The sequence below is a fragment of the Pseudomonas bijieensis genome, from assembly GCF_013347965.1.
Lineage (GTDB): Bacteria > Pseudomonadota > Gammaproteobacteria > Pseudomonadales > Pseudomonadaceae > Aquipseudomonas > Aquipseudomonas bijieensis.
Window position 1 is genome coordinate 3,246,433 of the sequence record NZ_CP048810.1, and the last position, 25,354, is coordinate 3,271,786.

Annotated in this window: 22 protein-coding genes; 10 read left to right on the forward strand and 12 right to left on the reverse strand. The window is 58.2% G+C overall.

Going from position 1 to position 25,354, the window contains the following annotated elements:
- Window positions 1–306: 306 nt before the first annotated feature.
- Window positions 307–1,419, forward strand: a complete 1,113-nt coding sequence (locus tag GN234_RS14255) for a YecA family protein (RefSeq protein ID WP_176688646.1) — start codon at window positions 307–309, stop codon at window positions 1,417–1,419.
- A gap of 8 nt (window positions 1,420–1,427) precedes the next feature.
- Here GN234_RS14255 and GN234_RS14260 read toward each other — a convergent pair whose 3' ends face one another.
- Both GN234_RS14260 and GN234_RS14265 read right to left on the reverse strand, forming a co-directional pair.
- A complete protein-coding gene (locus GN234_RS14260; protein WP_176688647.1) occupies window positions 1,428–2,045 on the reverse strand; it encodes a recombinase family protein in 618 nt (205 codons plus the stop codon).
- A gap of 167 nt (window positions 2,046–2,212) precedes the next feature.
- The gene (locus GN234_RS14265) at window positions 2,213–2,905 is read right to left on the reverse strand and encodes a hypothetical protein (RefSeq protein WP_176688648.1); all 693 of its coding nucleotides are present in this window, start codon (window positions 2,903–2,905) and stop codon (window positions 2,213–2,215) included.
- A gap of 286 nt (window positions 2,906–3,191) precedes the next feature.
- On the opposite strand from GN234_RS14265, the gene GN234_RS14270 reads away from it, so the two are divergent.
- Together GN234_RS14270 and GN234_RS14275 are read left to right on the forward strand one after the other, a co-directional pair.
- A complete protein-coding gene (locus tag GN234_RS14270) occupies window positions 3,192–3,551 on the forward strand; it encodes a hypothetical protein (RefSeq protein WP_176688649.1) in 360 nt (119 codons plus the stop codon).
- A 418-nt stretch (window positions 3,552–3,969) separates the two neighbouring features.
- A complete protein-coding gene (locus GN234_RS14275; RefSeq protein ID WP_176688650.1) occupies window positions 3,970–5,175 on the forward strand; it encodes an Arm DNA-binding domain-containing protein in 1,206 nt (401 codons plus the stop codon).
- Here the strand turns inward: GN234_RS14275 and GN234_RS14280 are convergent.
- The 5 genes from GN234_RS14280 to GN234_RS14300 form a co-directional block, all read right to left on the reverse strand.
- Window positions 5,159–5,836 carry a hypothetical protein gene (locus GN234_RS14280; RefSeq protein ID WP_176688651.1) on the reverse strand — a complete coding sequence of 226 codons (678 nt, stop codon included), beginning with the start codon at window positions 5,834–5,836 and terminating at the stop codon, window positions 5,159–5,161. The genes GN234_RS14275 and GN234_RS14280 overlap by 17 nt on opposite strands.
- A 264-nt stretch (window positions 5,837–6,100) precedes the next feature.
- A complete protein-coding gene (locus tag GN234_RS14285) occupies window positions 6,101–7,270 on the reverse strand; it encodes an MFS transporter (RefSeq protein WP_176688652.1) in 1,170 nt (389 codons plus the stop codon).
- Between the two features lie 16 nt (window positions 7,271–7,286).
- On the reverse strand, window positions 7,287–8,702 hold the full coding sequence (locus GN234_RS14290; protein ID WP_109753458.1) for a saccharopine dehydrogenase C-terminal domain-containing protein: 1,416 nt from the start codon (window positions 8,700–8,702) through the stop codon (window positions 7,287–7,289).
- 1 nt (window position 8,703) lies between these two features.
- Window positions 8,704–9,591, reverse strand: a complete 888-nt coding sequence (locus GN234_RS14295) for a hypothetical protein (RefSeq protein WP_176688653.1) — start codon at window positions 9,589–9,591, stop codon at window positions 8,704–8,706.
- Window positions 9,592–9,913: 322 nt separating this feature from the next.
- Window positions 9,914–10,831: a LysR substrate-binding domain-containing protein gene (locus GN234_RS14300; RefSeq protein WP_025569579.1), complete on the reverse strand. Its 918-nt coding sequence runs from the start codon at window positions 10,829–10,831 to the stop codon at window positions 9,914–9,916.
- Window positions 10,832–11,014: 183 nt separating this feature from the next.
- Between GN234_RS14300 and GN234_RS14305 the strand changes: the two genes are divergently transcribed.
- From GN234_RS14305 to GN234_RS14335, 7 genes are all read left to right on the forward strand, one after another.
- On the forward strand, window positions 11,015–12,535 hold the full coding sequence (locus GN234_RS14305; protein WP_109753456.1) for an ABC transporter substrate-binding protein: 1,521 nt from the start codon (window positions 11,015–11,017) through the stop codon (window positions 12,533–12,535).
- Window positions 12,536–12,638: 103 nt separating this feature from the next.
- Window positions 12,639–13,556 carry an ABC transporter permease gene (locus GN234_RS14310; RefSeq protein ID WP_116834141.1) on the forward strand — a complete coding sequence of 306 codons (918 nt, stop codon included), beginning with the start codon at window positions 12,639–12,641 and terminating at the stop codon, window positions 13,554–13,556.
- A gap of 9 nt (window positions 13,557–13,565) precedes the next feature.
- Window positions 13,566–14,468, forward strand: a complete 903-nt coding sequence (locus GN234_RS14315; protein ID WP_109753454.1) for an ABC transporter permease — start codon at window positions 13,566–13,568, stop codon at window positions 14,466–14,468.
- Between the two features lie 15 nt (window positions 14,469–14,483).
- Window positions 14,484–15,500, forward strand: a complete 1,017-nt coding sequence (locus GN234_RS14320; RefSeq protein WP_109753453.1) for an ABC transporter ATP-binding protein — start codon at window positions 14,484–14,486, stop codon at window positions 15,498–15,500.
- Entirely contained in the window at window positions 15,497–16,486 is a 990-nt protein-coding gene (locus tag GN234_RS14325) for an ABC transporter ATP-binding protein (protein ID WP_109753716.1), read from the forward strand. Before GN234_RS14320 ends, GN234_RS14325 begins: the two co-directional genes overlap by 4 nt.
- Window positions 16,483–17,907, forward strand: a complete 1,425-nt coding sequence (locus GN234_RS14330; RefSeq protein WP_176688654.1) for a M20 family metallopeptidase — start codon at window positions 16,483–16,485, stop codon at window positions 17,905–17,907. Before GN234_RS14325 ends, GN234_RS14330 begins: the two co-directional genes overlap by 4 nt.
- On the forward strand, window positions 17,904–19,058 hold the full coding sequence (locus GN234_RS14335) for a M20 family metallopeptidase (RefSeq protein ID WP_176688655.1): 1,155 nt from the start codon (window positions 17,904–17,906) through the stop codon (window positions 19,056–19,058). Before GN234_RS14330 ends, GN234_RS14335 begins: the two co-directional genes overlap by 4 nt.
- 96 nt (window positions 19,059–19,154) lie before the next feature.
- Here the strand turns inward: GN234_RS14335 and GN234_RS14340 are convergent, their stop codons facing one another.
- The 5 genes from GN234_RS14340 to GN234_RS14360 all read right to left on the reverse strand — a co-directional run bounded on the left by GN234_RS14340 (window position 19,155) and on the right by GN234_RS14360 (window position 25,249).
- On the reverse strand, window positions 19,155–20,420 hold the full coding sequence (locus GN234_RS14340) for a dihydrolipoyllysine-residue acetyltransferase (protein WP_176688656.1): 1,266 nt from the start codon (window positions 20,418–20,420) through the stop codon (window positions 19,155–19,157).
- A 39-nt stretch (window positions 20,421–20,459) separates the two neighbouring features.
- Complete coding sequence (gene mdeB, locus GN234_RS14345) at window positions 20,460–23,159, reverse strand: alpha-ketoglutarate dehydrogenase (RefSeq protein ID WP_176688657.1); 2,700 nt, start codon at window positions 23,157–23,159, stop codon at window positions 20,460–20,462.
- Window positions 23,156–23,578 carry a hypothetical protein gene (locus tag GN234_RS14350; RefSeq protein WP_116834136.1) on the reverse strand — a complete coding sequence of 141 codons (423 nt, stop codon included), beginning with the start codon at window positions 23,576–23,578 and terminating at the stop codon, window positions 23,156–23,158. Before GN234_RS14350 ends, mdeB begins: the two co-directional genes overlap by 4 nt.
- Window positions 23,579–23,638: 60 nt before the next feature.
- On the reverse strand, window positions 23,639–24,103 hold the full coding sequence (locus tag GN234_RS14355; RefSeq protein WP_109753448.1) for a transketolase: 465 nt from the start codon (window positions 24,101–24,103) through the stop codon (window positions 23,639–23,641).
- A 129-nt stretch (window positions 24,104–24,232) separates the two neighbouring features.
- On the reverse strand, window positions 24,233–25,249 hold the full coding sequence (locus GN234_RS14360) for a 1-aminocyclopropane-1-carboxylate deaminase (RefSeq protein ID WP_109753447.1): 1,017 nt from the start codon (window positions 25,247–25,249) through the stop codon (window positions 24,233–24,235).
- Window positions 25,250–25,354 lie beyond the last annotated feature (105 nt).

Below are 25,354 nucleotides of genomic sequence, written 5' to 3' on the forward strand. Positions count from 1 at the left end.
GTGGTGGTACTGCACACTGCATGGCGAGCTGTCAGGCCAACGCCGAGCAGCTCACCAACGCGCTGATGCAGCCCCTTTTCAGGCCGACCTTTTGTAGGCACCGAAGTTTTGCCCCTCCTAAGGGGAAGGTTGGCCGTTCGAACCGGCCCTGGGACACCATATATTACGGGCCTCTTAAGCCATATTCCCGATAGCATCATTTTTGGTGACAGCAGGGTGGCAGCAAGAGGCGAAAATAAACCCCGCATAGGTCAGCCTTGCGGGGTTTTTTTGTGGTTGTAATAGTCGCCATAAACAGGAGGCTTTATGAACATGGGTAGAAATGAGCTGTGCTGGTGTGGTTCGGGGAAGAAATTCAAGCGTTGTCATTTGGGACGCGCCGCTGCTGATCCCCTCAAGTCCTGGGACATAAGCTCTGCGCACCGGAAAAGCTTCTCTAAGCGGCTTTGCTCTGCTCCTGACTCATTCCATGATCAGTGCACAAGTACGATCGTTTCTGCTCATACAGTGCCCCGTTCGGGAAGCCTCAATCAGATCGCCGATGAGGGCCACGTACTCACATTCATTCCGACATTGGAAAGTTTGATCAAATACAAAGGGATCTTGCATCCCGAAAGAGTGGGCGTGCGGAAGGCTTCTACTTTCACTGGATTCTGCTCCAAGCACGACGATGAGCTATTTGGGCCTGTTGAAAAAGAGAAATTTTTCGGCACTCAAGAACAGTGCTTTTTGCTTGCCTATAGGGCCTACGCCAGAGAAATTTACACAAAGCGAGCAGCCGCCGATCAGAGCGTGCTGCATAAGGAAATGGATCGAGGAAAAACACCGGATCAACAATTCGAAATTCAAGCGTTCGCCTTCCTACACGGTGCAGGGATAAGAGCCGCATTGCGCGACATCAATCACCACAAGCCGCGCTTTGAAAAACATCTGCTTAGCTCTGACTTTGCTGGCGTCCGCTCCTACGTGATTGAGCTGGAAAACGCCCCGCCAGTAATGTGCAGCGCTACCTATGCACCAGATAAAGATTTTGAGGGTCAGCACCTGCAGGATATGGCTGACGTAGGTCTGATCCCAAATATGATGAGCGTTACATCGTTCTACGGCGGCGATAAGGGGCAAATCGTATTCACTTGGCTGCCTGATGATGATGAGACCTGCATTCCTCTCATCGAGAGCCTTGAGCGCGTTAAGGACGCGGATATATCTGCAAAAGTTGTTTCGTACCTATTCGATAATTTTGAAAACGTGCATGTATCTCCTATTTGGTGGGATTCTATCGGTCCGGACAACCAAGCTGCTTTGATCAATCGAATGACGGGCGAAGTAGGTGTCGCATTTGGCCTTATTCCGGCTGCGAAGCTGCCTTTCCGCATTTCTCCGTGGCCTATCACTAGGCGTTACAGGGTGGGCTGTTAAGGGTCGATTTAGGATCGGGCAGAGTCCCGAATTCGCAATACGGTGGTGGTCGAGCAGTTGGCGTGCCGTGCCGTTGCGCGAATCCCCAGGCCGGCGCCGAGCAGCTCGGCCACGCGCTTGTGCAGATCGGCGTCCACCGGGCGCCCCTGGTACTTGCCTGCCGCCTTGGCTTTCTCGATGCCCTGGGCCTGGCGGTCGCGGCGCTGCTCGTAATCCTTGCGCGCGATCGCGGCCATCATTTCCACCAGCATCGAGTTGATGGCCCCAAGCATCCGCCCGGTGAACTCGTCGCCCTTGGTGTCCTGCATTCCCTGGTGGCTGGTCGGCAGGTCGAGCGCGACGATGCGTAGGCCCTTGGAGTCGATAGCGGCCTTGAGCTTTTGCCAGTCTTCTACCGGCAGGCGGGAGAGACGGTCTATCGATTCCACCAGCAGAACGTCGCCCTTGCGCGCATCTTTCAGCAGGCGCAGCAGCTCCGGACGGTCGGCGGTGGCGCCGCTGGCGTTCTCCAGGTACACGCTGGCGATGACCTTGTTGTGGTCGCTGGCGAACTGCTCGAGCGAGGCGCGGGCGCGGCCGGCGTCTTGCTCGTCGGTGGAGGCTCGGAGGTATGCGCGAATGAACATCATGAGTGCCTGTATCAGTTAGGGCGTTCTACTAACACTGTTGCACTTTGGGTGTTACTTATCAAGAGAAAAGCTAAGATATGCGAAAATATGCGCGTATCAGCTCAGGCATACCCAATAAATCGCCGCAGGTTTGCGAAAACCCACGGCGATACAGTCCAGCAGATCTACTTCCCTACAAAGTAGAGTGCCCTGCCCTGATTGAAGATTGCTGCAGGGATCGAGTTTTTTCTCAGCCGCTGTCCAGGGTGGTAGATGTAGATCCACTCTGGCAGGTGTTGCGATGCAAGCAGCATGGCTTCCGAAGTCGTCATGTCGTTCTTGTAGGCATCAAGGGTGAACTGGTTGTTACGAATGAAGATCGGCCCGTAGCTGAAAGGCGATCTCAGAAAACTCGGCGATTTAGCAATCTCATCACTATATGGAATCGGCTTCTCCGCGTAGCTATCTGTCAGGGAGGCATAGCCGCGGGAATGGCCATCAGGATATTTACCTGTCTGCATTAGCAGCTTCGATAAGCCATTGGTAAAGACCTTCTTACGGGCCTCTTCGACCTTACGCAATACAAGAGCAGATGCCTCCTCCGGCGAGCTTGCCTGGTGCGCGGGCACCCACGCGACAACCTGGGTTGCGCGCGCCGGATTACTCGTCCCACCCAACAACATCAAACCCATGCCAATTCCCGCTGCTGCGCCACCACTCAGGCCTGTAGGTGGAGACGCAAAGCTAACCGCGCTTAACCCAGCGTCCCCGAGCCCTCCTCCAAAGCCCCTGGCTGGGCTCGTCCCTTCAACCACCCCTGCCAGCTCGATTGGAACGTCACGCTGCCCTGAAATCCCCATGGCGATCAGAACATGCATTGCATCCGACCATTTAGCCCTCGGAACATCCTTCGGTTCAGGAAGCTGCACCGTTCTAGCCCCCGGAGTGCCAGAGCACCCAACCAGAAGAGCTACTGTCGCTGCTAGCAAACCGATTCGGATCGCTGTTGATCTGTTACCCATGGCGCTACTCCCTGTTTTGATTGCCACAGATTACGAAAGCTTTCAGGAAACCCAACGGCATAAGCCTGTGAACTTGGCCGGCTTGGGATTTCCAAAGCCTGGCATAGCGTGTCATGCAACCTCATGCATGCGGAGCACCACCATGGAATTTCGTCACCTCGGTAATGGACAGACTTTCCCGCCTATAGCGCCGAATGGCCGGATTTACGCCGTACCTGTCACACAGGAAAACCATGTAGAAATTTTCTGCCTGAAGCCTGAAGGCATTGTTGGGAGAGGCGTTGCGGCCAACTGGGCTGAGATCATGGGGTTCTATTACAACGACGAGTCTTGGGAAATCATCCTGCGCAATTATACCGGGAGGGGAATGCGTTTCCTGCGGGGAGTGCCCTGCGGAATCGTCGAAGACGGTTGCGAAACCCTCAAAACAAATATCCAAGGGTTCGCAATTCCAGTCTGCGTAATGAACCGCATCGCATACGAGCAGAAAAGACTGCAGTAGACGTGAGATGACTCTAGAGCTTTACGTAGCTGCCTAACTCGCATGACGTTGCCGGGACTCATCCCCTGGCAGGGAATTTCCGCTTTTTGATTTCCGTCGCTTTTGTTGCTTGAAAACGAAACACACGCCTGGCCGCCGCCCATAGGCTGTATCCAAGTAGCTAAAGGGACTCGGGAATGAACCAAAACATAGTTAGCCGCTGCTTGCACAAGCAGGACAACTCCAAGAAATCACAAACCCTGATCAGTCAGGAATAACGTCAGATGCGCTACGTGACCGTCAGGAAATTCGCCAGCGAGTCTGGCTACACAGAGGACGCAATCCGCTCAAAGATCCGTGATGGTATCTGGCGGCTCGGTGAAATATGGATCAAGGCGCCGGATGGCCGGACGCTTCTCGATGTGGAGGGATATGAATCATGGGTAGAGGCGGGAGGGGAGTTCGGGCGGTCTCCGATACGAGTATCGAAATCACGTTCATGTATCGGGGCGTCAGGTGCCGTGAGCGGATCACACTCAAGCCCACCGCCACTAATCTGAAGAAGGCCGAGCAGCACAAGGCGGCGATCGAGCACGCAATATCAATCGGTACCTTTGACTACTCGGTGACGTTTCCCAGATCTGCTCGGGCTGCGAAGTTTGCGCCTGAGGCTTCCCGCGAAACTATCACCGGCTTTCTGACTAGGTGGTTAGCATCTAAGGAAAAACACATTGCAAGCAGCACCTTCGATGGCTATCGAAAGCTGGTTACGCTTCGCCTGATCCCCGCCCTGGGTGACACCATGCTGGTAGACCTGAAACGTAAGTCCGTACGCGACTGGCTCGACACACTTGAGGTGAGCAACAAGACGCTCAGCAACATCCAAAGCTGCCTGCGGTCTGCGCTAAATGACGCAACCGAGGAAGAGTTGATCGAACTGAACCCGCTCGCCGGCTGGACTTACTCCCGCAAGGCGGCACCACCGAAAGAGGATGACGTAGACCCGTTCAGCCCGGAGGAGCAAGAGGCAGTGCTGGGTGCCCTCTCCGGCCAGACGCGTAACATGATGCAGTTCGCGTTGTGGACCGGCCTGCGAACCAGTGAATTGGTTGCACTCGACTGGGGTGACATCGACTGGTTGCGCGAAGAGGTGACGGTGAGCCGGGCAATGACCCAGGCTTCACGCGGCAAAGCCGAGACAACGAAGACAGCTGCTGGGCGTCGCAGTGTGAAGCTGCTCAGGCCGGCTATGGAGGCGCTGAAAGCTCAGAAGGCGTGCACTTTCCTGGCTGACGCCGAAGTCTTTCAGAACCCGCGCACGCTGGAGCGCTGGGCGGGTGACGGGCCGATTAGGAAAACGATGTGGGTGCCGGCGATGAAGAAGGCCGGTGTTCGGTACCGGCGACCGTACCAGACCCGACACACCTATGCCTCGATGATGCTTTCTGCGGGTGAGCATCCAATGTGGGTGGCCAAGCAAATGGGACATACCGATTGGACGATGATTGCGCGAGTTTATGGTCGATGGATGCCGTCGGCAGATCAAAATGCCGGAAGCAAAGCTGAATCTCTTTGGGATAGAGTCGACAACTCACTATCCCATGCTGAGACTTTCGACAAGACGCAGACTAAGCAGGACGGCTGATTAGCTCAGTTTTGGCTTTCGCAGCAAACGTCTCATATGCAGCAATGTAGGCGTGGAAGTTTTTCTCTCCGGCGGGCTTCTTTTTTGGGTAGTCCTTTAAAAAACGTCCTACAGCCATACCCTGCCGTTCATTAATCGAAATACCACAACCTTCTAGGAGCTTCACAAACTTAGTCTGGGCGCTGCCTCCACTGTGAGCGAGTCGATTCCTTACAGTGTGGGCATCCATTAAGGCTTTATAGGCTATTGGCCCTATGTGGTTTCCTAAAGCCCCAAAAAAAGATTCTGCACCAAAGAGATTTTTCCCTCGCTGAGTCAGCATGGCCGGTGTGCCCCATCCCATCTTCCCATTCATTCCATTGTCAGCATCGCCCATCACGAAATCAGCTTGAGCGCGAGTTACTTTAAGCAGAAACCGAACTTCCGACTGAAACATCACCTTGGCGAAATCTTCAAACTTGGCTGCAATCTCAAAGAAAATAAATTGTGTCATATCTCTTGAATCAGGCTGGCTTATCCTGCGCGTTGCAATACCGTCATTAGCCAGCACGTAACCGTTCACGCAGATTTTTTCGTAAAGACTAATCGCCCGATGCAGGTCCTTGATGAATGCGTCTGACTGGTTGTCGATGAATTTTTGCGTAATCCGTGGAGGTGGCATTCGGGTTTTCATCCTTGGGTATGCTGATCGACCATACTCTCACAATGACAGCAATATGCCAGCAATCAGGCTGTAAGCCACAAACTGCAAGGGCTGGATGCGGGTTCAAATCCCCCCGGCTCACCACTTCATCATCTAAAGACGTCCACGGACGTCTTTTTTTGTGCCTGAAATCCAGTAAATACGGGGCTTTCAGCGCTACTGGAGGCTTTCCAGCGAGGGGCACAAGAGAGATACGGTGCCAAACAAAAGCACTGGCGCAATTCACTCTTGCATGGGGGCTCTACGCAAAATCAACATTGCAATGAAAACCGCACCGACGATCCCCACCGAGATCATCAATCCATGCTCGCTGATGTAGGACACTGTGGCCCCCGTGGCAATGGGGCCCAATACGCTACCCAAGGTGTAGAACATCGCAATGGCCGTCATGGCGGTGGACACTTGATGTTCTCCAACCCGGTCTCCCGCCTCGATCACTGCCAGGGTGTTCATGCCGCCAATGGCGCCGCCCCACAGGAACACGATAATCGTCGCCAACCAAGGAAGCGGCTGGCTGAACGGAATGGCCAAGGTGCCCAACAACAGTATCAAGCCGCAGACTAATTGGCCGACTTTGTACGAACTGCGGTCGGCCATCCAGCCGATTGGCAGTTGCAGGACGGTGCCGCCAATGCCGAACACCGATATCAGCAGGGTGGCGGCGGTCAACAGATAACCGGCCGAGAGGCTGTAGCCTGCAAGGAACGATACGGAGGAGGTTTCCGAAAAGCCTGCGATAAACGCGCCACACAGCGCCGTGGGGATGACGCTGAACAACTTGCCATGGCGTTTTTCCGCCGGGGTTTGCGGTCGCGTATCGTAGTCCTTGAGGGTCAAGGCCAGCGCGCCGGATAACAACACGATCACGGCACAGGCGTAGTAAGGCGCGGCACTCCCGACGCCGAACACAACCAACAGCAGCGGGCCAACAGCAATACCCAGGCCCATCAAGGTCTCATGAACTCCGATCGCACGCCCGCGCTCGTCTTTCGAGGCGACCGCGACGATCCACGTATCGCAGGCAATCCAGCGCAGGATCAAGCCAATACCGAGCACGAAGTTCAGCAAAAAAATCAGTACCAAATGGGAAGTCAAAGTCATACCGATCAGCGCAGCAATCGTCAGCGCTGCGCTGAGGATATTCGTCTTGACGAGCCCCAGACGGGCCAGCAAACGCGGAACCCATTTGTAGAGCAACAGGATCGCCAACCATGAGGCACTGACAATCACCCCGATCTTTGCCGGCTCGACGCCTTGTTGCTCCAGCGAAAGCGAGAGCAGCGGAGTGACGGTACCAATCTGCACGATCTGCGACAGGGCCGAGAGAGTGTTTATCTTGGTGAGCGCAAACCAGCGTCGTTTGTCGGTGTACTCAATACTGGCATTTTCCATTCGTGACCGACCTTGGCTAGACAGCGGTAAAGTGTTCGAACTGCCACGGGCAGAGCTCACCTTCGGGCTTGTGGAATAGAGCATTAATGGTGTCCAGAGGCGTCCAGTCGGTCTGGATGCCTTCGAGACTTCCGAGGAAGGGTAGAGCAATTTCCAGCACCCGACGATGATCCATCTGTTCCGGCTCGACGATCCCGCGGTCGGGGTTTTCGATGGCCCAGATAATGCCCGAGTACACACCGGCAGCCACTTGCAGGCTGGTGGCCGTGTTGAAGGGGGCAATCTGCCGCGCCTCGTCGATGCTCAGGATCGAACCGTACCAATAGGCGTTGAGGGCGTGCCCCATAAGCAACACGCCGAGCGCGTCGACACCACCTGGGGCAATCTCATCGTTCATGATCCGCTTACTGTCCTGGAGCTTCCAGCCCCTTCCTACATACTCGTGCACCGACAGTAGGGCATCGTCGCAAGGGTGGTAGGCGTAATGCACAGTTGGCCGGTACAGCAGCACGCTGCCATCCTTGACCGTCAAAAAGTCGGGAAGCGAAATGGCTTCGTTGTGGGTGATCAGCAGGCCAGTGCAGGGGCCGCCGTTGGGGGTCCAGGTTTTCACTGGCACCGAGGCACCGGGGCGCTCGAGGTAGATTGCGTTATTTGAGCCGAACGGGTGATGGCGAGCGAAGGGCGGCCAGGTTTTCTCGTGGGAACCCCAGCCCAGTTCCGCGGGCTGTCCGGCTTCGCTGACGAACCCGTCGACGGACCAGGTGTTGACGAACTCGTCATCAGACTTGATGCGTGACGAGCGCTGAGTGTCGCGTTCAGCGATGTGTATCACCTTTACGTTCAGCGCCATCGCCAGTTCGCCCCAGGCCAAGCGACCCTGGGCCTCAGGCACGGCCACGCCGAGTTTCGCAGCGAGTTGCAGCAAGGCCGATTTGACGAAATGCGAGACCAGGCCCGGGTTCGCGCCGTGAGTCACGACTGCCGTAGGGCCTGGCCCGAGTTCGTCTCCAAGGGCCAGCAACTGGTCGCGCAACGCGTAATTGGAACGCTGCGAGGTGGTCAGAGTGGGTTCGTTGTAGGTGCCCTCCCAGGGTTCGATGCAGGTATCGAGATACAACGCGCCTTGCGCATGGGCAAACCTGATCAGATCAGCGCTGCTCACATTGACCGACAGGTTGACGATGAAATCACCTGGCTGGACCACATCGCGCAACACGTGGCCAAGATTCTCGGGCGTCAACGCCACGTCGATAAAACTTACCCCCAGGTCGACGAACGGCTGGTGTTGCTCTATCTGCGGAGCGATGACCACAACCGATGAGAGATTGAATGCGCGCGCGCGGACAAGCAGCCCGATGGTCGCTTTGGTGATCGAGCCGAAGCCGATAAACACCAGTTTTTTGCCCGAAAAACTCGCTTCCTTGCTCATTTCAAATGGCCTCTAGAGTGGACTCAGTTGCGTCCAGGTGTTGGCTGCCAGGGGTGGCGGTCTCGCTGAAATCCGGTAGACGCCCGGTGCCGAAATACTGCTCCCATTCGCAAAATATCTTGGGCACGTAAATCAACGGCATATCGTGTCGATACAATGCCTTTACCGACTCTGCAAACGCCGGGTCCTGATGATTGGCGAACCAGTATTGATTGTTGTCATGCAAGTAGACCGGACACTTTTCAACGTCAGTCATATTGATGTAATTGCCCAGAGTCTTCTCAGCAATACGCTGCCAACCATGTAACACCACCTCGTAGAGCTGACCGCGCTCTGTCGAGGTCAACTCATACACCTCGCGTTTGAACTTCTGCAGGCTCATGTCACGGCAGAATATTGAAAAGGCATACACATCGGAGTTGAAGTTGACCGCTGGAATCGGTGCTGACATCAAAGGGTCATAAAGTTCGTCATCCAGATCATCTGACTGTGGACAAAATGCAACCGCATCAAAGTCTTCGAACAACACTTTAACGTTGGTGACCGGACACGTCAGATAGAGCTTTTTGTTTAGAGCACGGCCCGTCGCCAACTCTTCGGCAGAGAACTCACTGAGCGGACTGAACAGGGCAGACAGACGTCGAACTTCTTGAGCCACGCTGTACGTGCTTTGCTCTGCGCTGGTGGTCGGGCAGATGATTAGACAAGCTACTGCCTCCCTGGCCTCGAGCGCTCGTACATAAGCCTCAAAGCTATCCCTGGCCTCTTGCGCGGTTCGAGCAATAGCCAGCATATAGCGATTCTTACTAAACTCTCGCCTACCCGCCGCGCATCCCAAACAACTGGTGAACCAATCTTTCACTTCATCCAAAATTTTCTGATCGTCCATGGATCACCGTCCTGAGCGCTTTCCAAGTTTTGTGACAGACTGGCAAGGGAATGGTCTGAGTTTTTGGATCCAACCTGGCTTCGAAGCGATTAGTACATCGTGAAGAATCTAAGCACCAATACTCTTAAGACATAAGGTTATAAAAAAATATTCACCGAATCGTCGGTAGTTACATGGAGCTTGGCGTTAGGGATCGGCAACTACATCATCTAAAGACATCCAGGACGTCTTTTTTTGTGCCTGAAATTCAGTGAGCTCGAGGCTTCAACGGTACTTGCGTGGATATGCCCAGCAGGCCGAAGCATCAAGTTACCAGGCCTTTTCAACGACGCTTCGCTTTCCCCAGATCAGCAATCAGAAAATCCCTGAACGCAGAAACCGCGGCCGGTAAATTGCGGCCAGCCATGCTTTGCAGTTCGATGCGTCGTGCCTGCATGCCTTCGTCGAGGATCGGCACGCATTGCAGGGCCTTGTCCGCCACCTGCTTTTGCAAGGTCATCTCGCTGGCCAGGCTGATAACGCCTTCTTCACGGACGAAGCTATAGAGCGCGGCAACGTAGTTGGTGGTCAACACAGGGTCGAACAACAACCCCTGTACGCCGCAACAGATATCGAACAGTTGCCGTATCGTCGTGTCGGCCTTGGGTAACGCAATGGGCCAGGGTTGTAACTCTGCGAGGCTGACCGCTTCACGCCCGGCCAAGGGATGGGAATTGGCGACCACGGCAAAAATCGCCCCGCTCAGGACATGTTCGACCTTGATTTCCTTTTGCGGCGTCAGGCTGAAGGTCATCGCCAGATCGGCTTCGCCGGAGCGCACCTTCTCGGTCGCTTCGGCAGGTGCACAGACCTCCAAGGTGAAATGAATGCCCTGATACTCGCGCCTGAACGCGCTGATGCTCCTGGGCATGTATTCCAGAGCAAATCCTTCCGAACAGGCCACATGCACATGACCCCGCTGCAAGCCATGCAGTTCGGTAATTTCCAGCACCACCTGCTCGGCCTCAAGCTGCGACTTGCGCGCATAGGCCGCCAATCGCGCCCCCGCCTCGCTAAGGACCATGCCTCGGGCCCGACGCTCAAACAAACTGGCATCCAGGGCCAACTCAAGCTTGGCGATTTGTCGGCTCACCGCTGACGCGGCGACATTCAAGCGCACGGAGGCTTCGCTGATCGATCCGCATCGCGCTACCTCCAGGAAATAACGCAGTGCCGTGGACTGCACACCATACAACTGCATCGGCGCCCCCAAGGATTGCCTTTTCAGCAACGCAAGTATCGAAATATTATTCTTGTGGCATTGATAGCCTTTCCCTACATTCGTGTCTAGACCAAAAACATGACCTGAGCTTCTCCCCCTCCTTTACGCATTTGCGATTCGCTGCCCTTTGATTCAACCACTCTCGCCAACGGAGACGACGGCATGGGCATCAAAGGTTTCGCCTGCAGCATTGCGCTGTTGGGCCTCATCAGCAGTTTTCCGGCGCATGCCGGTAAAGCCAACGACACCCTGGTTTACGCTTCCGACAGCGAACCTGAAAACATCAGCCCCTATCACAACGATTTACGCGAAGGTGTGATTCTCGGCCGGCTGATCTGGGACAACCTGATCTACCGCGACCCCAGCAATGGCGAATACAAACCCATGCTGGCCAGCAGTTGGAAACAGGTCGACGACACCACCATCGATTTTGAGCTGCGCAAAGGCGTCAAATTTCACAACGGCGACGCCTTCACCGCCGACGACGTGGTGTTCACCCTCAATTACGTGGTGTCGCCCGAAGCGAAAGTCGTTACCGTGCAAAACGTAGACTGGATCAAGAGCGCCGAAAAAACCGGTGACTACAGCGTCCGCCTGTATTTGAAGAAGCCTTTCCCTCCGGCGCTGGAATACCTGTCCAACGCCGTCCCGATGTTCCCCAAGCAGTACTTCGAAAAGGTCGGCCTGGCCGAATTCAGCCGCAAGCCAGTGGGTACCGGGCCGTATAAGGCGACGTCGGTGGTAGCTGGCGAAGGCGTGACCATGGAGATCAACAAGGACTACTTTCCGGACAGCCCTCAAGGCAAGCCCCATATCGGCCACCTCAAGTTCCGGGTGATTCCGGATGCAGAAACCCGCCTGGCCGAGTTGATGACCGACGGTGTCGACTGGACTTGGCGTGTGACCTCGGATCAGGCCGTCGACCTTAGAGGTATGCCGAACCTGACCGTGACCAGCGGCGAAACCATGCGCATCGGCTTCCTGATTCTCGATGCCCGGGGCACCTCCACTGAAAACTCGCCGATGAAGAACCTCAAGGTGCGTCAGGCCATCAACCATGCGATCAACCGCAATGCACTGGCCACGCAAATGGTGGGTGGCGAAGCCAAACCCTTGCAGGTTGCCTGTTATCCAGGCCAGTTCGGCTGCGATACCACCGCGGCCACGGTCTACGACTACGACCCGGCCAAAGCCAAGGCGCTGCTCGCCGAAGCCGGTTACCCAAATGGCTTCGAGACAGAAATCTTCGCTTATCGCGACCGTGATTACGTCGAAGCCATCATCGGCAACCTACGTGCCGTGGGCATCAACGCCAAGCTGCGCTACTTGAAGTACGCCGCACTGCGCGATCAGCAACGTGGCGGCAAGGTGCCCATGTCGTTTCAGGCCTGGGGCTCGTTCTCGATCCTCGACACTTCGGCGTCGGCCGGCACCTGGTTCAAGGGCAATCCGGACGACAACATCAAGGACCCACAAGTCCAGAGCTGGTTGCAGACCGCTGACAACGCCCTCGACCCGCAATTGCGCAAGGACAACTACCGCAAGGCGCTGCAGCGCATCAGCGAACAGGCGTACTGGGCGCCGTTGTTCAACTACTCGATGAACTACGCCTACACCTCCGAACTCGCGTTCACGTCGTACCCGGATGAGCTGCCGCGTTTCGTTCAGTCCAGCTGGAAGTAATCCGCAACAGAGCGGATCGATCGAGAGGTGCCGTGGTGTGGATTAAGCCGCACCACGGACACGTCCTCACACCTGTTATCCATTGGATACGAGGAAACTTGCCATGCTTGGATTCCTTCTGCGCCGTCTGGGCATCGCTATTTGCGTTGCCATTACCGTGTCGGTGATCAGCTTTTCGCTTTTGCACCTGTCCGGCGACCTGGCCACTGCCATTGGCGGACCGGAAGCCACCAGCGAACAGATCGAACAGATCCGCGTGCAGTACGGTTTGAACAAACCGCTACCGACCCAGTACTTCAACTGGCTGGGAGATTTGTTGCAGCTGGACCTGGGCAACTCCTTTTTCTTTCAGGAATCGGTCTACAACCTCGTCGCCAGCCGCTTGCCGATTACCCTCGGGCTAGGCGCCATGGCGCTGGGTATCGCCTTGCTGGTGGCAATTCCACTGGGCGTGCTGGCCGCGGTCAAACGCGACACCTGGGTTGACCGACTGGCCTTGAGCATTGCGGTGCTGGGTCAGGCAATGCCCAGTTTCTGGTTTGCGCTGATGTTGATCGTGGTGTTTGCGGTAACGCTCAAGTGGCTGCCGGTGTCCGGTAACTCGACCATGCTGCACTTCGTCATGCCGGCCATTGCCTTGGGCTACTACGCGACGCCGGCAATCATGCGCCTGACGCGCGCGGGCATGCTTGATGTGCTCAGCTCCGATTACATCCGCACCGCCCGTGCCAAGGGCCTGCGCCCTGCCCGCGTGTTGTTCAAGCATGCCCTGCGCAATGCCTTGATTCCGGTCGTCGCACTGGCGGCGGTGGAGTTTGGCTTCATGCTCGGCGGTTCGGTCGTGATCGAAACCGTGTTCTCCCTGCAAGGCATCGGACAGCTTGCCTGGGACGCCATCGCCCGTGATGACTTTCCGGTGGTACAGGCCGTGGTCCTGCTGATTGCGGTGATCTACATCATCCTCACCTTGCTGGCCGACGTGCTCAACGCACTGCTCGACCCGCGCATTCGCGTGCGCTAGGAGGTTTACATGAGCACTCCCACGACCCTCGCGATCAATGACTACCTGCCACCACCGAGCAGCCTGAGCCGAGTACTTGGCAAGAGCTTTCGTCATCGGGGTTTCGCCATCGGCGCGGTGCTGTTGCTGATCATCTTCGCGGGTGCACTGTTCGCGCCGTGGCTGGCACCTTACGACCCTTATGCGCAAGACGTGATGCTACGCATGAAACCGCCGGCATGGATGGCCAACGGCACCTGGGAATACCCCCTGGGAACCGACAAGCTGGGCCGTGACTACCTGTCGCGACTGCTCTACGGCGCACGTATCTCGCTGTTCATCGGCATTGCGGCGGCGCTGATCTCCGGCTTTATCGGCACCGTCATGGGGCTGTTGGCCGGTTACTACGGCGGCAAGGTCGATGCGTTCATCAGCTACCTGATCACCACTCGGCTGGCGATGCCGGTCGTGATGGTCGCGCTGGCCTCGGCATCGCTGATGGGCGGCTCGTTGAAAGTGGTGATCGTGCTGCTCGGCTGCCTGTTATGGGATCGCTTCGCGGTGGTAGTCAGGGCTTCGGTGCAACAGATTCGCGATGCTGAATATGTGGCCTCGGCCCAGGCGCTTGGCTGCTCGACCCTGCGCATTCTGGTCAGCGAAATCCTGCCCAACCTGGTCGGCGCGCTGATCGTCGTCGCGACGCTGGAAATGGCCCACGCGATCCTCCTGGAGTCGGCGTTGTCATTCCTCGGCGTGGGTGTGCAGCCGCCGACACCGTCCTGGGGTTTGATGATCGCCGAAGGCAAACCCTACATGTTCTTTTCCCCGTGGGTCATCGCCATTCCCGGTGTCGCCCTGATGATTCTGGTGCTGGGCATCAACCTGGTCGGCGATGGCCTGCGCGATCTGATTCTGCCCGACGGCCGTAACTGAAAGAGGGTACCGAACATGGCACTACTCCATGTAGAAAACCTGCGCGTGGATATCCCCATGGGCAACAGCCCGACACCGGATGACATGCTGCATGCAGTGCGCGGCCTGAACTTTGAAGTCGAGCGCGGTGAAATGTTGTGCATCGTCGGTGAGTCCGGCTGCGGCAAATCCTTGACCTCGCTGGCGCTGATGGACCTGTTGCCACGCAAGGCCAAACGCACTGCGTCCCGGCTGACCCTGGACGGAATCGACATGCTGGGCCAGAGCGAGCGGCGCATGTGCGACCTGCGCGGCAACCGCCTGGCGATGATCTTCCAGGAACCGATGACCTCGCTGAACCCGGCCTACAGCATTGGCGATCAGCTCAGCGAAGTGCTGATTCAGCATCGCAAGGTGTCCCGCAAGGATGCCCTGGCTCGCGCCGCGCAGATGCTGGAGAAAGTCGGTATCAGCAATGCCACCGAGCGCTTGCGTCAGTATCCGCATCAGCTTTCGGGCGGCTTGCGCCAGCGGGTGATCATTGCCATGGCGTTGATGTGCGAACCGGACCTGATCATCGCCGATGAGCCAACCACTGCATTGGACGTGACCATCCAGGCGCAGATCCTGCGTTTGATCCGCGACATCCAGAAAGAACTCGGCCTGGCGGTGATCTTCATCACCCACGACCTCGGGCTGGTGGCACGGATCGCCGATCGGGTCGCCGTGATGTATGCCGGGGAAATCGTCGAGACGGCCCCTGCCCTGCAACTGTTCGAGAACCCGCAGCACCCGTACACCCGTGGTCTACTGGCCAGTATCCCTATCCCAGGCCGGACCAAACCGGGTGAGGCGCTGGGTTCGATTCCAGGCCTGGTGCCAAGCCTGGTTGGCGAACAGCAAGGTTGCGCGTTCCGCAATCGTTGCGCTCAGGCGATACCGGCCTGCGCGCAAGACATCCCCGAAGTCGAGCAGAACGGACACATGGCGCGCTGCCTGTTCGCCGCTCCGGACCCAGCACCGATTCGCCATCAGAAGAGTGCATGGTCATGAAAAAAGACATCGCTTTGGAGCTGTGTGACATCCGTCGCGAGTTTCGGATCAACAAGGGCTTTTTCAAACCCGCCGCCACCCTGAAGGCCGTGGATGGCGTTTCCCTGCGCCTGATGCGGGGCGAGACCCTCGGTCTGGTAGGTGAGTCCGGTTGCGGAAAAAGTACCCTGGCAAAACTCCTGCTCGGCCTGTTGCCGCCTACCAGCGGCGATGTGCTGGTCAATGGCAAACATCTGGCGGCGACTGATCGCAAGGAAATGTCCCGGCACATTCAGCCGATATTCCAGGACCCGTATTCCTCGCTGAACCCGCGCAAGACCCTGCGCGAAATCATTACCCTACCGCTGATCGTGCATGACATCGGCAACCCTGCCGAGCGACGCAAGAAGACCGAAGAGATGCTCGATGTGGTCGGCCTGCCCAAGCGGGTGATCGACAGCTACCCGAGCCAGTTGTCCGGCGGACAACGCCAGCGGGTCGCGATCGCACGGGCGCTGATCATGCGCCCCGATGTGTTGATTTGCGACGAGCCCACATCAGCACTGGATGTGTCGGTGCAGGCGCAGATTCTCAACTTGCTGCAAGACCTCAAGCGCGAATTCGGCCTGACCTACCTGCTGATCAGCCACAATCTCGCGGTCATCGAACACCTCGCCGACCGAGTCGCGGTGATGTACCTGGGGCGCATCGTCGAAGAGCGCACTCGCGAATCGTTGTTCGCCAAACCCGGCCACCCTTATACCCGCGCCTTGCTGGATTCGGTGCTCACGCCCGATCCGCGCCTGGGCATTCCCGAAATCGGCCTGCACGGCACTTTCCCCAATCCGATGTCACCGCCGTCCGGTTGCGCCTTCCATCCTCGCTGCCCGAGCTGCTTCGCACCGTGCAAAACGGCCTACCCGGCCAATGATTCGATTATCGGGGGCAACGTGCGTTGCCACCTTCACGACAACCCTGCCCAAACACTGGAGCTTGTCCACTCATGAGTCGTTCACTGGCCATCAGCAACACCACAGAGCAATTTAACAACGGCGCATTTTTCAATCTGCTCGAACGCAGCGTCGCCTTGCCCACCGAAAGCCAGGCAGCGGACAGCCAGCCCGAGTTGTATCGCTACCTCAATGACTTCATCACCCCCCACGTCGAGGCGATGGGCTTCAGCGTCAAAATCTATGACAACCCGGTGGCAGAGCGCGGCCCTTTCATGATCGCCACACGCATTGAGCACCCAGCGCTGCCGACCGTGCTCAGCTACGGCCACGGTGATGTGGTGCGCGGCTATGAGGCGCAATGGCGTGAAGGCCTGTCGCCGTGGCAAGTCACGGTCGAAGGCGATCGCTGGTATGGCCGCGGCACGGCGGATAACAAAGGCCAGCACCTGATCAACCTGACCGCGCTCGAACAAACGCTCAAGGCTCGCGACGGCAAGCTGGGTTTCAACGTCAAGCTGCTGCTGGAAATGGGCGAAGAAGAAGGCTCGCCGGGCTTGAATGCGTTCTGTGCTGCGCACAGCAAAGAGCTCGCGGCGGATATTTTCATCGCCTCGGACGGCCCGCGCCTGGCGGCATCACGACCGACGATTTTTCTGGGCTCACGTGGGGTGTTCAACTTCGAGTTGGTGGTCAATTTGCGCGAGGGCGCCCATCACTCTGGCAACTGGGGCGGGTTGCTGGCTAACCCTGGCATCATCCTGGCCAATGCCATCGCGAGCATGGTCGATGAACACGGTCGGGTGAAAGTGGCAGGCCTGCAGCCCGAGACACTGCCGGAACCGGTTCGCCAGGCTCTGGCTGATATCGACGTGGGTGGCGGGCCGGGCGATCCGGAAATCGACGCCAACTGGGGTAACCCGCAGCTGTCGCTGAGCGAAAAAGTGTTCGGCTGGAACACCCTCGACGTCATCGCCTTCAAGACCGGCAACCCGGACGCCCCCGTGCATGCGATCCCGGGTAAAGCCAATGCCCACTGCCATATCCGCTTCGTGGTGAACAGCGACTACACGACCTTTATCCCGGCTGTTCGTGCCCACCTGGATGCTCACGGCTTCAGCAATGTCGAGGTCAGGCAAAGCCGCATCGATGTGATGCATGCCACTCGGCTGGATCCGCAAAGCCCGTGGGTCAGTTGGGCACTCGGCTCCTTGGCCCAGACCACCGGCAAAAAACCTGCGCTGCTGCCAAACCTCGGTGGCTCGCTGCCCAACGATGTGTTCGCGGACGTGCTCGGCCTGCCAACCCTGTGGGTGCCGCACTCGTACCCGGCCTGCTCACAACATGCGCCGAACGAGCACTTGCTGGCACCGGTGGTCAAGGAAAGCCTGCAAATCATGGCAGGGCTATTCTGGGACCTGGGCAACGACGCGGCACGCCTGACCCAGGAACATCAGTTACGGGAGCAAGCGCAATGAATACCGGTCCACAACAGGCGCTGGACTGGCTTGCCGACCAGCGCCCAGCCATGGAAGCGCTGCTACAGCGCATCGTCGACACCGACTCCAACAGCTATGACAAGGCCGGCGTCGACGCTGTGGGCGCGCTGCTCGCGGCTGAACTGGAAGCCGACGGCATCCTGCTCCAGCGCATGCCGGTCGATGGTTTTGGCGACGTGATGCTCGCCGAAGTGCCGGGCGCCTCAGGAAAGCCGGTGCTGTTGCTCGGCCATCGTGACACGGTGTTTCCCAAAGGCACCACCACGACTCGCGGCTACAGCCGCGACGCCGACCTCGCCTATGGCCCCGGCGTCGCCGACATGAAAGGCGGCCTGGTGCTCAATTGCTTCGCCCTCAAGGCTCTCAAACGCGCCGGTCAGTTGCCCTATCCGGTACAGGTTCTGTACACCGGTGACGAAGAAATCGGTTCCGGCAGCGCCAGAACCCATATCGAAAAAGCCGCCCGTGGCGCGCGTGCCGTGCTCAATACCGAACCCGGCCGGGCCAGCGGCAACGTGGTCAGCGCACGCAAAGGCGGTGCCACGCTGATCATCGAAGTCAGCGGCCGCGCGGCGCATGCCGGGGTCAACCATGCCGACGGCGCCAGCGCCATCGAGGCCCTGGCACGCAAGATCGTCAAGCTCCATGCCTTGACCGACTACCCGGCAGGCATCACCACTAACGTTGGCCTGATATCCGGTGGCACGTCCAGCAACACCGTCGCGCCCAGCGCCTGCGCGCGGCTGGACGTGCGCTTCATCGAGCTCAAGCACTGGGACCAGATCCTTAGCGCAATCCTGGCCATCGTTGCAGAAGAAGAACTGATCGGCACCAGCGCCATCCTCAAGGAAGCGACGACCTTTCTACCGATGGAAGCCCATCACAGCGAACGGCTGCTGCGCATCTACCAACAACAAGCGCTGGCGCTGGGCTTCAGCGTCGAAGGCGAGTTCACCGGCGGTTGCGCCGACTCCGGATTCACCGCCAGCCTGGGCATTCCCACCCTGTGTGGCCTCGGGCCGGTGGGTGGCAAGGTCCATACCGATCGTGAATACCTGGAGCTGGACACGCTGGTGCCCCGTGCCCAGGCCTTGGTGGCAACCATTCTGGCTGTCGGCGAGGGCAGTTGAGGTAATGAGTATCTACGAATCGCCGGGGATAGGGTGTTCACGCACTCACGCCCCGGCGTTGAAGGTAAACGGGTCAACCAAACCGTCACTTTCATACTACAAGACAAGCCTGCGGTAATCCGCCAGCACACTGCCCAGATAGGCATTGAAACGCCCGGCGGCGGCGCCATCGATCACGCGATGATCCCAACTCAGGCTCAATGGCAGAATCTTCCGCGTGACCACTTGCCCATCTTCCATCGCCAGTCTTTCCCTGCTTTTACCCACCCCCAATATGGCGACCTCGGGCGCATTGATGATCGGCGTGAAATAGGTCCCGCCAATCCCGCCCAACGATGAGATGGAAAAGCAGCCGCCACTCATGTCGCTAACGCTCAACTTACCTGCACGAGCCTTCTCGGCAAGCGCTGACATTTCCTGCGCAATCGCCAGCACGCCTTTCTGGTCGACATCCTTGATCACGGGGACGACCAACCCTTGCGGCGTATCGGCGGCAAACCCGATATGGAAGTAACGCTTAAACACCAGTTGGTCGCCATTGAGGCTGGCATTGAACTCCGGAAACTTTTTCAGCGCCGCCGCACAGGCTTTCATCAACAAGGCCAGCAACGTGATCTTTATTCCTCCTTGCGCTTTTTCCTGGTTCATCTGCACACGAAACTGTTCCAGCAATGTGATATCCGCATCGTCATGATTGGTAACGTGAGGAATCATCACCCAGTTCCGGTGCAAGTTAGCGCCGCTGATTTTCTTGATCCGGGACAGCGTCTTGCTTTCCACCGGCCCATATTTGGCGAAATCAACCGCCGGCCAAGGTAATAAACCACCCAACGGCGGAGAGTTGGCCGCCGGCGCCTGGGCGGTCAGAGCCCCTTTTACATGGGCCAGGACATCATCCTTAGTGATGCGATGACGTGCTCCCGTGCCCTGAATGGCCTTGAGTGAAACACCCAGTTCCCGAGAGAACTTGCGCACCGAGGGCGATGCCAGCGGCAAGTCCGTTAGTGAACCATTGGTTTCAGCTGGCGACGGTCTCGCAACGACCCGCTCGGGTTCGGCGCAGGTTGCAACGGCTTCGGCTACAGGTGCGACATCCGGTTGTGGAAGCACTGACAATGGCCGATCAATCTCGATAAAGGCGATCGACGATCCTTCGCTGACCTTGTCATCCAGCTTGACCGCCAATGATTGCAACACACCCGTTTGCGGCGAAGGAATCTCCATGGACGCCTTGTCGGTCTCGACGATGATCAGGGCCTGTCCTTCGAGCACCGTATCGCCCGCGCTGACCAGGATTTCAATGACCCCGACATCCTTGGCATCGCCGATGTCGGGCACTCGAACTTCATGCACATTCTTCATGACCACTTCCTGAAAATTCGATTCTGTCTGAAGCCGGTTTCAAGCGTCCCAAGGGACTACTGCGTCAACGTCAATGGCGTAACGCGCAATCGCCTCGGCACAGACACTGGCGTCCAGGCGCCCCTCATGCACCAGTGAGGTCAGCGCACTCAAGACAATCTGGTGACGGTCCACTTCGAAGAACCTGCGCAACTGGTTGCGGGTATCACTACGGCCAAACCCGTCGGTGCCGAGCACGGTGTAACGGGCATCGAGGTAACTGGCGATCAACTGAGGCAAGGCGCGCACGTAATCGGTACAGGCAATGATCGGCGCCGGGTCGTCGAGGCATTCTTGAACATGACTGCATTTCGCGGGTTGTCCGGGGTGCAGGCGATTCCAGCGCTCCACTTCCCGTGCATCACGAGCCAGTTCGGTGAAGCTGGTGACGCTCCAGACTTCGCTGCCGATGTTCCAATCGCGGGCCAACAACTCGGCCGCCGCGATCACCTCGAGCAGGATCGCGCCGGAGCCCAACAGCCGGACGCTGCCAAGCGCCTCCTTGCCTTCATGCCGGGCAAACCGGTACATGCCCTTGATGATCGCCTGCTCGACACCTTCGGCAAGACTCGGCTGCGGGTAGTTCTCGTTCATCAACGTGACGTAGTAAAACTCGTCGACCTGGCGCTCCAGCATCTGGCGCATGCCGTGATCCAGAATCACCGCAAACTCACTGGCGAACGCCGGGTCGTAAGCACGGCAATTAGGCACCATCGACGCCATCAAATGGCTGTTGCCGTCCTGGTGTTGCAAACCTTCGCCGCCCAGCGTGGTACGCCCCGCCGTGGCGCCGAGCAGGAACCCGCGAGCACGCTGATCGGCCGCGGCCCAGATCAGGTCGCCGATGCGCTGGAAGCCGAACATCGAGTAGTAGATGTAGAACGGCAACATCGGCAGGCCATGCACCGAGTAGCTGGTCGCGGCAGCCACCCAGGAACTGATGGCGCCGGCCTCGCTGATGCCCTCTTCGAGAATCTGCCCGTCCAGGGCTTCTCGATAACTCAGGATCGAACCAATGTCCTCCGGCTCATAACGCTGCCCCACGCTGGAGTAGATGCCGATCTGCTTGAACAGGCTGGCCATGCCGAAGGTGCGCGCTTCATCCGCCACGATCGGTACGATTCGCGGCCCCAGTTGCTTGTCCCGCAGCAAACCGCTGAGCATGCGCACGAAGGCCATGGTGGTGGACATTTCCTTGCCTTCGGCGGTGCGGGCAAACCCGGCGTAGCTGTTGAGGTCAGGCACAGCCAACGACGCCGAAGTGGTGGGCCGCGACGGCATGTACCCGCCCAATGCCCGGCGACGTGCATGCAGGTAACGCATTTCGGCACTGTCGTCGCTGGGTTTGAAGAAGCTCAGCGAGGCGGCCTGCTCATCGGTCAACGGCAAATTGAAGCGGTTACGGAAAGCAATCAAGGCGTCCTTGTCGAGTTTCTTCTGCTGGTGCACGGTCATCTTGCCCTGCCCGGCGTCGCCCATGCCGAAGCCCTTCTTGGTCTGGGCCAGGATCACCGTAGGTTTCTTGCCCTCGAGCACTGCGCTTTGATACGCGGCAAAGATTTTCACCAGGTCATGACCACCCCGTTTGAGGCGATCGATCTGTTCATCGGTCAAGCCTTGGGCCAAATGCGCCAGGGCTTCGTCCTGGCCGAAGAAATGCTCGCGGTTGAAGCGCCCATCCTTGGCCGCGAACGTCTGGAACTGGCCGTCGACCGTGGCCGACAATGCACGGACCAGCGCGCCGTCTTTATCCCGGGCGAACAATCCGTCCCAGTCGGAGCCCCAGACCAGTTTGATGACGTTCCAGCCGGCCCCGCCGAACAGCGCCTCCAGCTCATCGATGATGCGACCGTTGCCACGCACCGGACCGTCCAGGCGCTGGAGGTTGCAGTTGACCACCCAGACCAGATTATCCAACCCTTCACGCGCCGCCAGGGTCAGTGCCGACATGCTTTCCGGCTCATCCATTTCACCGTCGCCGAATACCCCCCAAACCGTGCGCCCGGTGGTGTCCTGCAAACCACGGTGGTGCAGGTAACGCATGAACCGCGCCTGGTAGATCGAGCTGATCGGACCGATGCCCATCGAGCCGGTCGGGAACTGCCAGAAGTCCGGCATCAACCACGGGTGCGGGTAGCTCGACAGACCCCGGGCGCCATTGGCACGTGCGCTGATCTCTTGCCGATAATGTTGCAGGTCCTGTTCCTCGAGGCGCCCTTCCAGAAAGGCTCGTGCATAGACGCCCGGCGCCGAGTGCGGTTGATAGAACACCAGGTCGGCGCCACGGGTGTCGGTGCGCGCCTTGAAGAAGTGGTTGAAGCCCACCTCGAACAAATCCGCAGCGCTGGCATAACTGGCGATGTGGCCACCCAGTTCCCCATAGGCCTGGTTGGCCCTGGCGACCATGACCAGCGCGTTCCAGCGCATGATCGAAGCCAGTCGCTCTTCCAGCGCCAGGTCGCCCGGAAACAGCGGCTGCTGCTCGACGCTGATCGTATTGATATAAGGCGTGCCATGGCTGGGCCGCCAACCGATCCTGGAGGTGCTGGCCACGGTCACCAGCATGTCGAGGATCTGTTTTGCCCGGGCCGTGCCGTCGTGGGCGATGACGGACAGCAACGCCTCCTGCCACTCGGCCATTTCCTGTGCATCTTCAGCTATCTGGCCCGGCAATTGGGTCTGGATATTGGACCGACTCATGAGCAACTCCTGCAGGTGTCGGGTAACACTTCAAGGTGGTGCGAACGGTTCACTCGGGCGAGGCTTTTCACCTGTTCTACCGCAGCAATGACCGAACGTTCGGCCGCCCCGTCCGAAGCAATCGGGTAGATGCAGGGCGGACTGATGGAAAGGTCGTGCAATAAACGCTCATCCAGTTCACCGAGCACGACAAAACAATAGTCCCCCTTGGCCACTCGCACTTCAGCGAGCGGGCCAAGTACCGGGGCCGCAGCATCGACATGAATCAGTGCCACATTGTCAAAACAGCTGAACCCCTGATGGATCAAATCAATATGGTCGCTATCAAGCCCGCACGCGATGACCACGATACGTGTGCAGTTTGAAGGCTCGCGCATCCACTTCGGGGCGTTGGTACGACAGTCGGCAGCTTGGCGCATAGGCGTCGCCTTTGTTGTCTGGAGCGGTTGATTCAACAGGCGAATCGGCGCGGACACCGGCTAAATGACGCCGTGCGCCTGCAGCACGCTTTTCGCCAGACTGCGGGTCGCCGAAAGCACTTGCTCTACCTGTTGATCCATCGCAGCAGTGGAAGTGGCTATCGCTCCCAGTTCGACGACGCGCAACGGGTGACCGTGCACGGACCCCAGCCAGGTCAAGCCGGGAACCGTGCCGACTTCGACATCCAGCAAGAAACTGCCGTGGGAGACAGCACGCAACAGTTGGCTGGCATAACACGCGTCCGCCCCAGCCGATTGCTCAGGGCCAGACCCACCCCGCAACCAGTCGACCATCAACGCCTCGGATTGCTGGACGGCCAGATAAGCCACCTGGTCCCAGTCATCTATCGCTACGTGCAGCTTGTCGATCATGTATTTGGGCAACGCAGCGCTGGTAACGATGACCACTCCGGCTTCGGCCGAAGGTTCCTTGATCCAGACTGCGGATTGCGATATCGCATGCATGGCGGTACTCCGGCGGCTTGGTAGGAGCCGCTTGCTCCGGGCGGCGATGGGGCCGTGACATTCAACATCGATGGCCGACTACCCCACCGCTTCATGAGCAAGCTCGCTGCTACAGGTTATTGGCGCTGATCAGCCATTGCGGAACAGGAAACTGTAGGCGTTCAGCGCAGGTGCCCCGCCCAGGTGTGCGTAAAGCACTTTCGAGCCTTCGGGGAACTCGCCACGGCGGACCATTTCGATCATCCCGTGCATGGATTTGCCTTCATACACGGGGTCGGTCAACACACCTTCAAGGCTGCCGCACAGACGAATGGCTTCCAGCGTACCTTCGTTGGGCAAACCATATTCCGGGTAAGCGAAGCGTGTATCGAGCACCACGTCGTCTTCGGTGATCTCACGACCCAGTTCCACCAGCTCGGCGGTGTGCCGGGCGATGCGCAGGATCTGTGCCTTGGTTTGCTCTGGCTTGGCCGAGGCATCGATGCCGATAACGTTCTTCGAACGGCCGTCCGCGGCGAAACCGACGACCATGCCGGCCTGGGTACTGCCGGTCACGGAGCAGACCACGATGTAGTCGAACTTGAACCCCAGTTGTTTTTCCTGCTCCCGCACTTCCTCGGCAAAGCCGACGAACCCGAGGCCGCCGTAGGGATGTTCGGAACAACCCGCCGGTATTGGGAACGGCTTGCCACCGCGCTCCAGCACATCGTTCATGGCCTTCTCCCAACTGGGTCGGATGCCGATGTCGAACCCGGCGGCGTCCAGTCGTACGTCCGCGCCCATGATGCGAGACATCTCGATATTGCCTACGCGGTCATACACCGCATCGGAGTAGTTCACCCAGTTTTCCTGGACCAGCACACACTTCATGCCCAGGTGTGCGGCGACGGCGGCGACCTGGCGGGTCTGGTTCGACTGGATCCCACCGATGGACACCAGGGTGTCGCAGCCCTGTTCAAGAGCCTCGGGAACCAGGTATTCGAGCTTGCGCGTCTTGTTGCCGCCGAAGGCCAGGCCACTGTTGCAGTCTTCACGTTTGGCATACAACTCGACCTTGCCACCCAGGTGCTCGCTGAGACGTTTCAAGGGCGTGATAGGAGAAGGACCGAAGGTCAGCGGATAACGTTTGAAACGATTCAGGTTCATGACTCTGCTCCTTGTTTATGGATATCCAAGCGCCAGACCGAAAGGCAAAAAAAAGCTGCGTTCCAGGTTCTTTCAGAGGGGCTTCGATGAGTTCAATATTAAGAA

Bases quoted from the DNA above. Each gene is read 5' to 3' on its own strand.
- GN234_RS14260 (WP_176688647.1), bottom strand. From the start codon at position 2,045: ATGTTCATTCGCGCATACCTCCGAGCCTCCACCGACGAGCAAGACGCC.
- GN234_RS14305 (WP_109753456.1), top strand. From the start codon at position 11,015: ATGGGCATCAAAGGTTTCGCCTGCAGCATTGCGCTGTTGGGCCTCATC.
- GN234_RS14350 (WP_116834136.1), bottom strand. From the start codon at position 23,578: ATGCGCCAAGCTGCCGACTGTCGTACCAACGCCCCGAAGTGGATGCGC.
- GN234_RS14265 (WP_176688648.1), bottom strand. From the start codon at position 2,905: ATGCATGTTCTGATCGCCATGGGGATTTCAGGGCAGCGTGACGTTCCA.
- GN234_RS14300 (WP_025569579.1), bottom strand. From the start codon at position 10,831: ATGCAGTTGTATGGTGTGCAGTCCACGGCACTGCGTTATTTCCTGGAG.
- GN234_RS14320 (WP_109753453.1), top strand. From the start codon at position 14,484: ATGGCACTACTCCATGTAGAAAACCTGCGCGTGGATATCCCCATGGGC.
- GN234_RS14280 (WP_176688651.1), bottom strand. From the start codon at position 5,836: ATGCCACCTCCACGGATTACGCAAAAATTCATCGACAACCAGTCAGAC.
- GN234_RS14325 (WP_109753716.1), top strand. From the start codon at position 15,497: ATGAAAAAAGACATCGCTTTGGAGCTGTGTGACATCCGTCGCGAGTTT.
- GN234_RS14355 (WP_109753448.1), bottom strand. From the start codon at position 24,103: ATGCATGCGATATCGCAATCCGCAGTCTGGATCAAGGAACCTTCGGCC.
- GN234_RS14275 (WP_176688650.1), top strand. From the start codon at position 3,970: ATGGGTAGAGGCGGGAGGGGAGTTCGGGCGGTCTCCGATACGAGTATC.
- GN234_RS14360 (WP_109753447.1), bottom strand. From the start codon at position 25,249: ATGAACCTGAATCGTTTCAAACGTTATCCGCTGACCTTCGGTCCTTCT.
- GN234_RS14295 (WP_176688653.1), bottom strand. From the start codon at position 9,591: ATGGACGATCAGAAAATTTTGGATGAAGTGAAAGATTGGTTCACCAGT.
- GN234_RS14290 (WP_109753458.1), bottom strand. From the start codon at position 8,702: ATGAGCAAGGAAGCGAGTTTTTCGGGCAAAAAACTGGTGTTTATCGGC.
- GN234_RS14310 (WP_116834141.1), top strand. From the start codon at position 12,639: ATGCTTGGATTCCTTCTGCGCCGTCTGGGCATCGCTATTTGCGTTGCC.
- GN234_RS14270 (WP_176688649.1), top strand. From the start codon at position 3,192: ATGGAATTTCGTCACCTCGGTAATGGACAGACTTTCCCGCCTATAGCG.
- GN234_RS14285 (WP_176688652.1), bottom strand. From the start codon at position 7,270: ATGGAAAATGCCAGTATTGAGTACACCGACAAACGACGCTGGTTTGCG.
- GN234_RS14315 (WP_109753454.1), top strand. From the start codon at position 13,566: ATGAGCACTCCCACGACCCTCGCGATCAATGACTACCTGCCACCACCG.
- GN234_RS14335 (WP_176688655.1), top strand. From the start codon at position 17,904: ATGAATACCGGTCCACAACAGGCGCTGGACTGGCTTGCCGACCAGCGC.
- GN234_RS14255 (WP_176688646.1), top strand. From the start codon at position 307: ATGAACATGGGTAGAAATGAGCTGTGCTGGTGTGGTTCGGGGAAGAAA.
- mdeB (WP_176688657.1), bottom strand. From the start codon at position 23,159: ATGAGTCGGTCCAATATCCAGACCCAATTGCCGGGCCAGATAGCTGAA.
- GN234_RS14340 (WP_176688656.1), bottom strand. From the start codon at position 20,420: ATGAAGAATGTGCATGAAGTTCGAGTGCCCGACATCGGCGATGCCAAG.
- GN234_RS14330 (WP_176688654.1), top strand. From the start codon at position 16,483: ATGAGTCGTTCACTGGCCATCAGCAACACCACAGAGCAATTTAACAAC.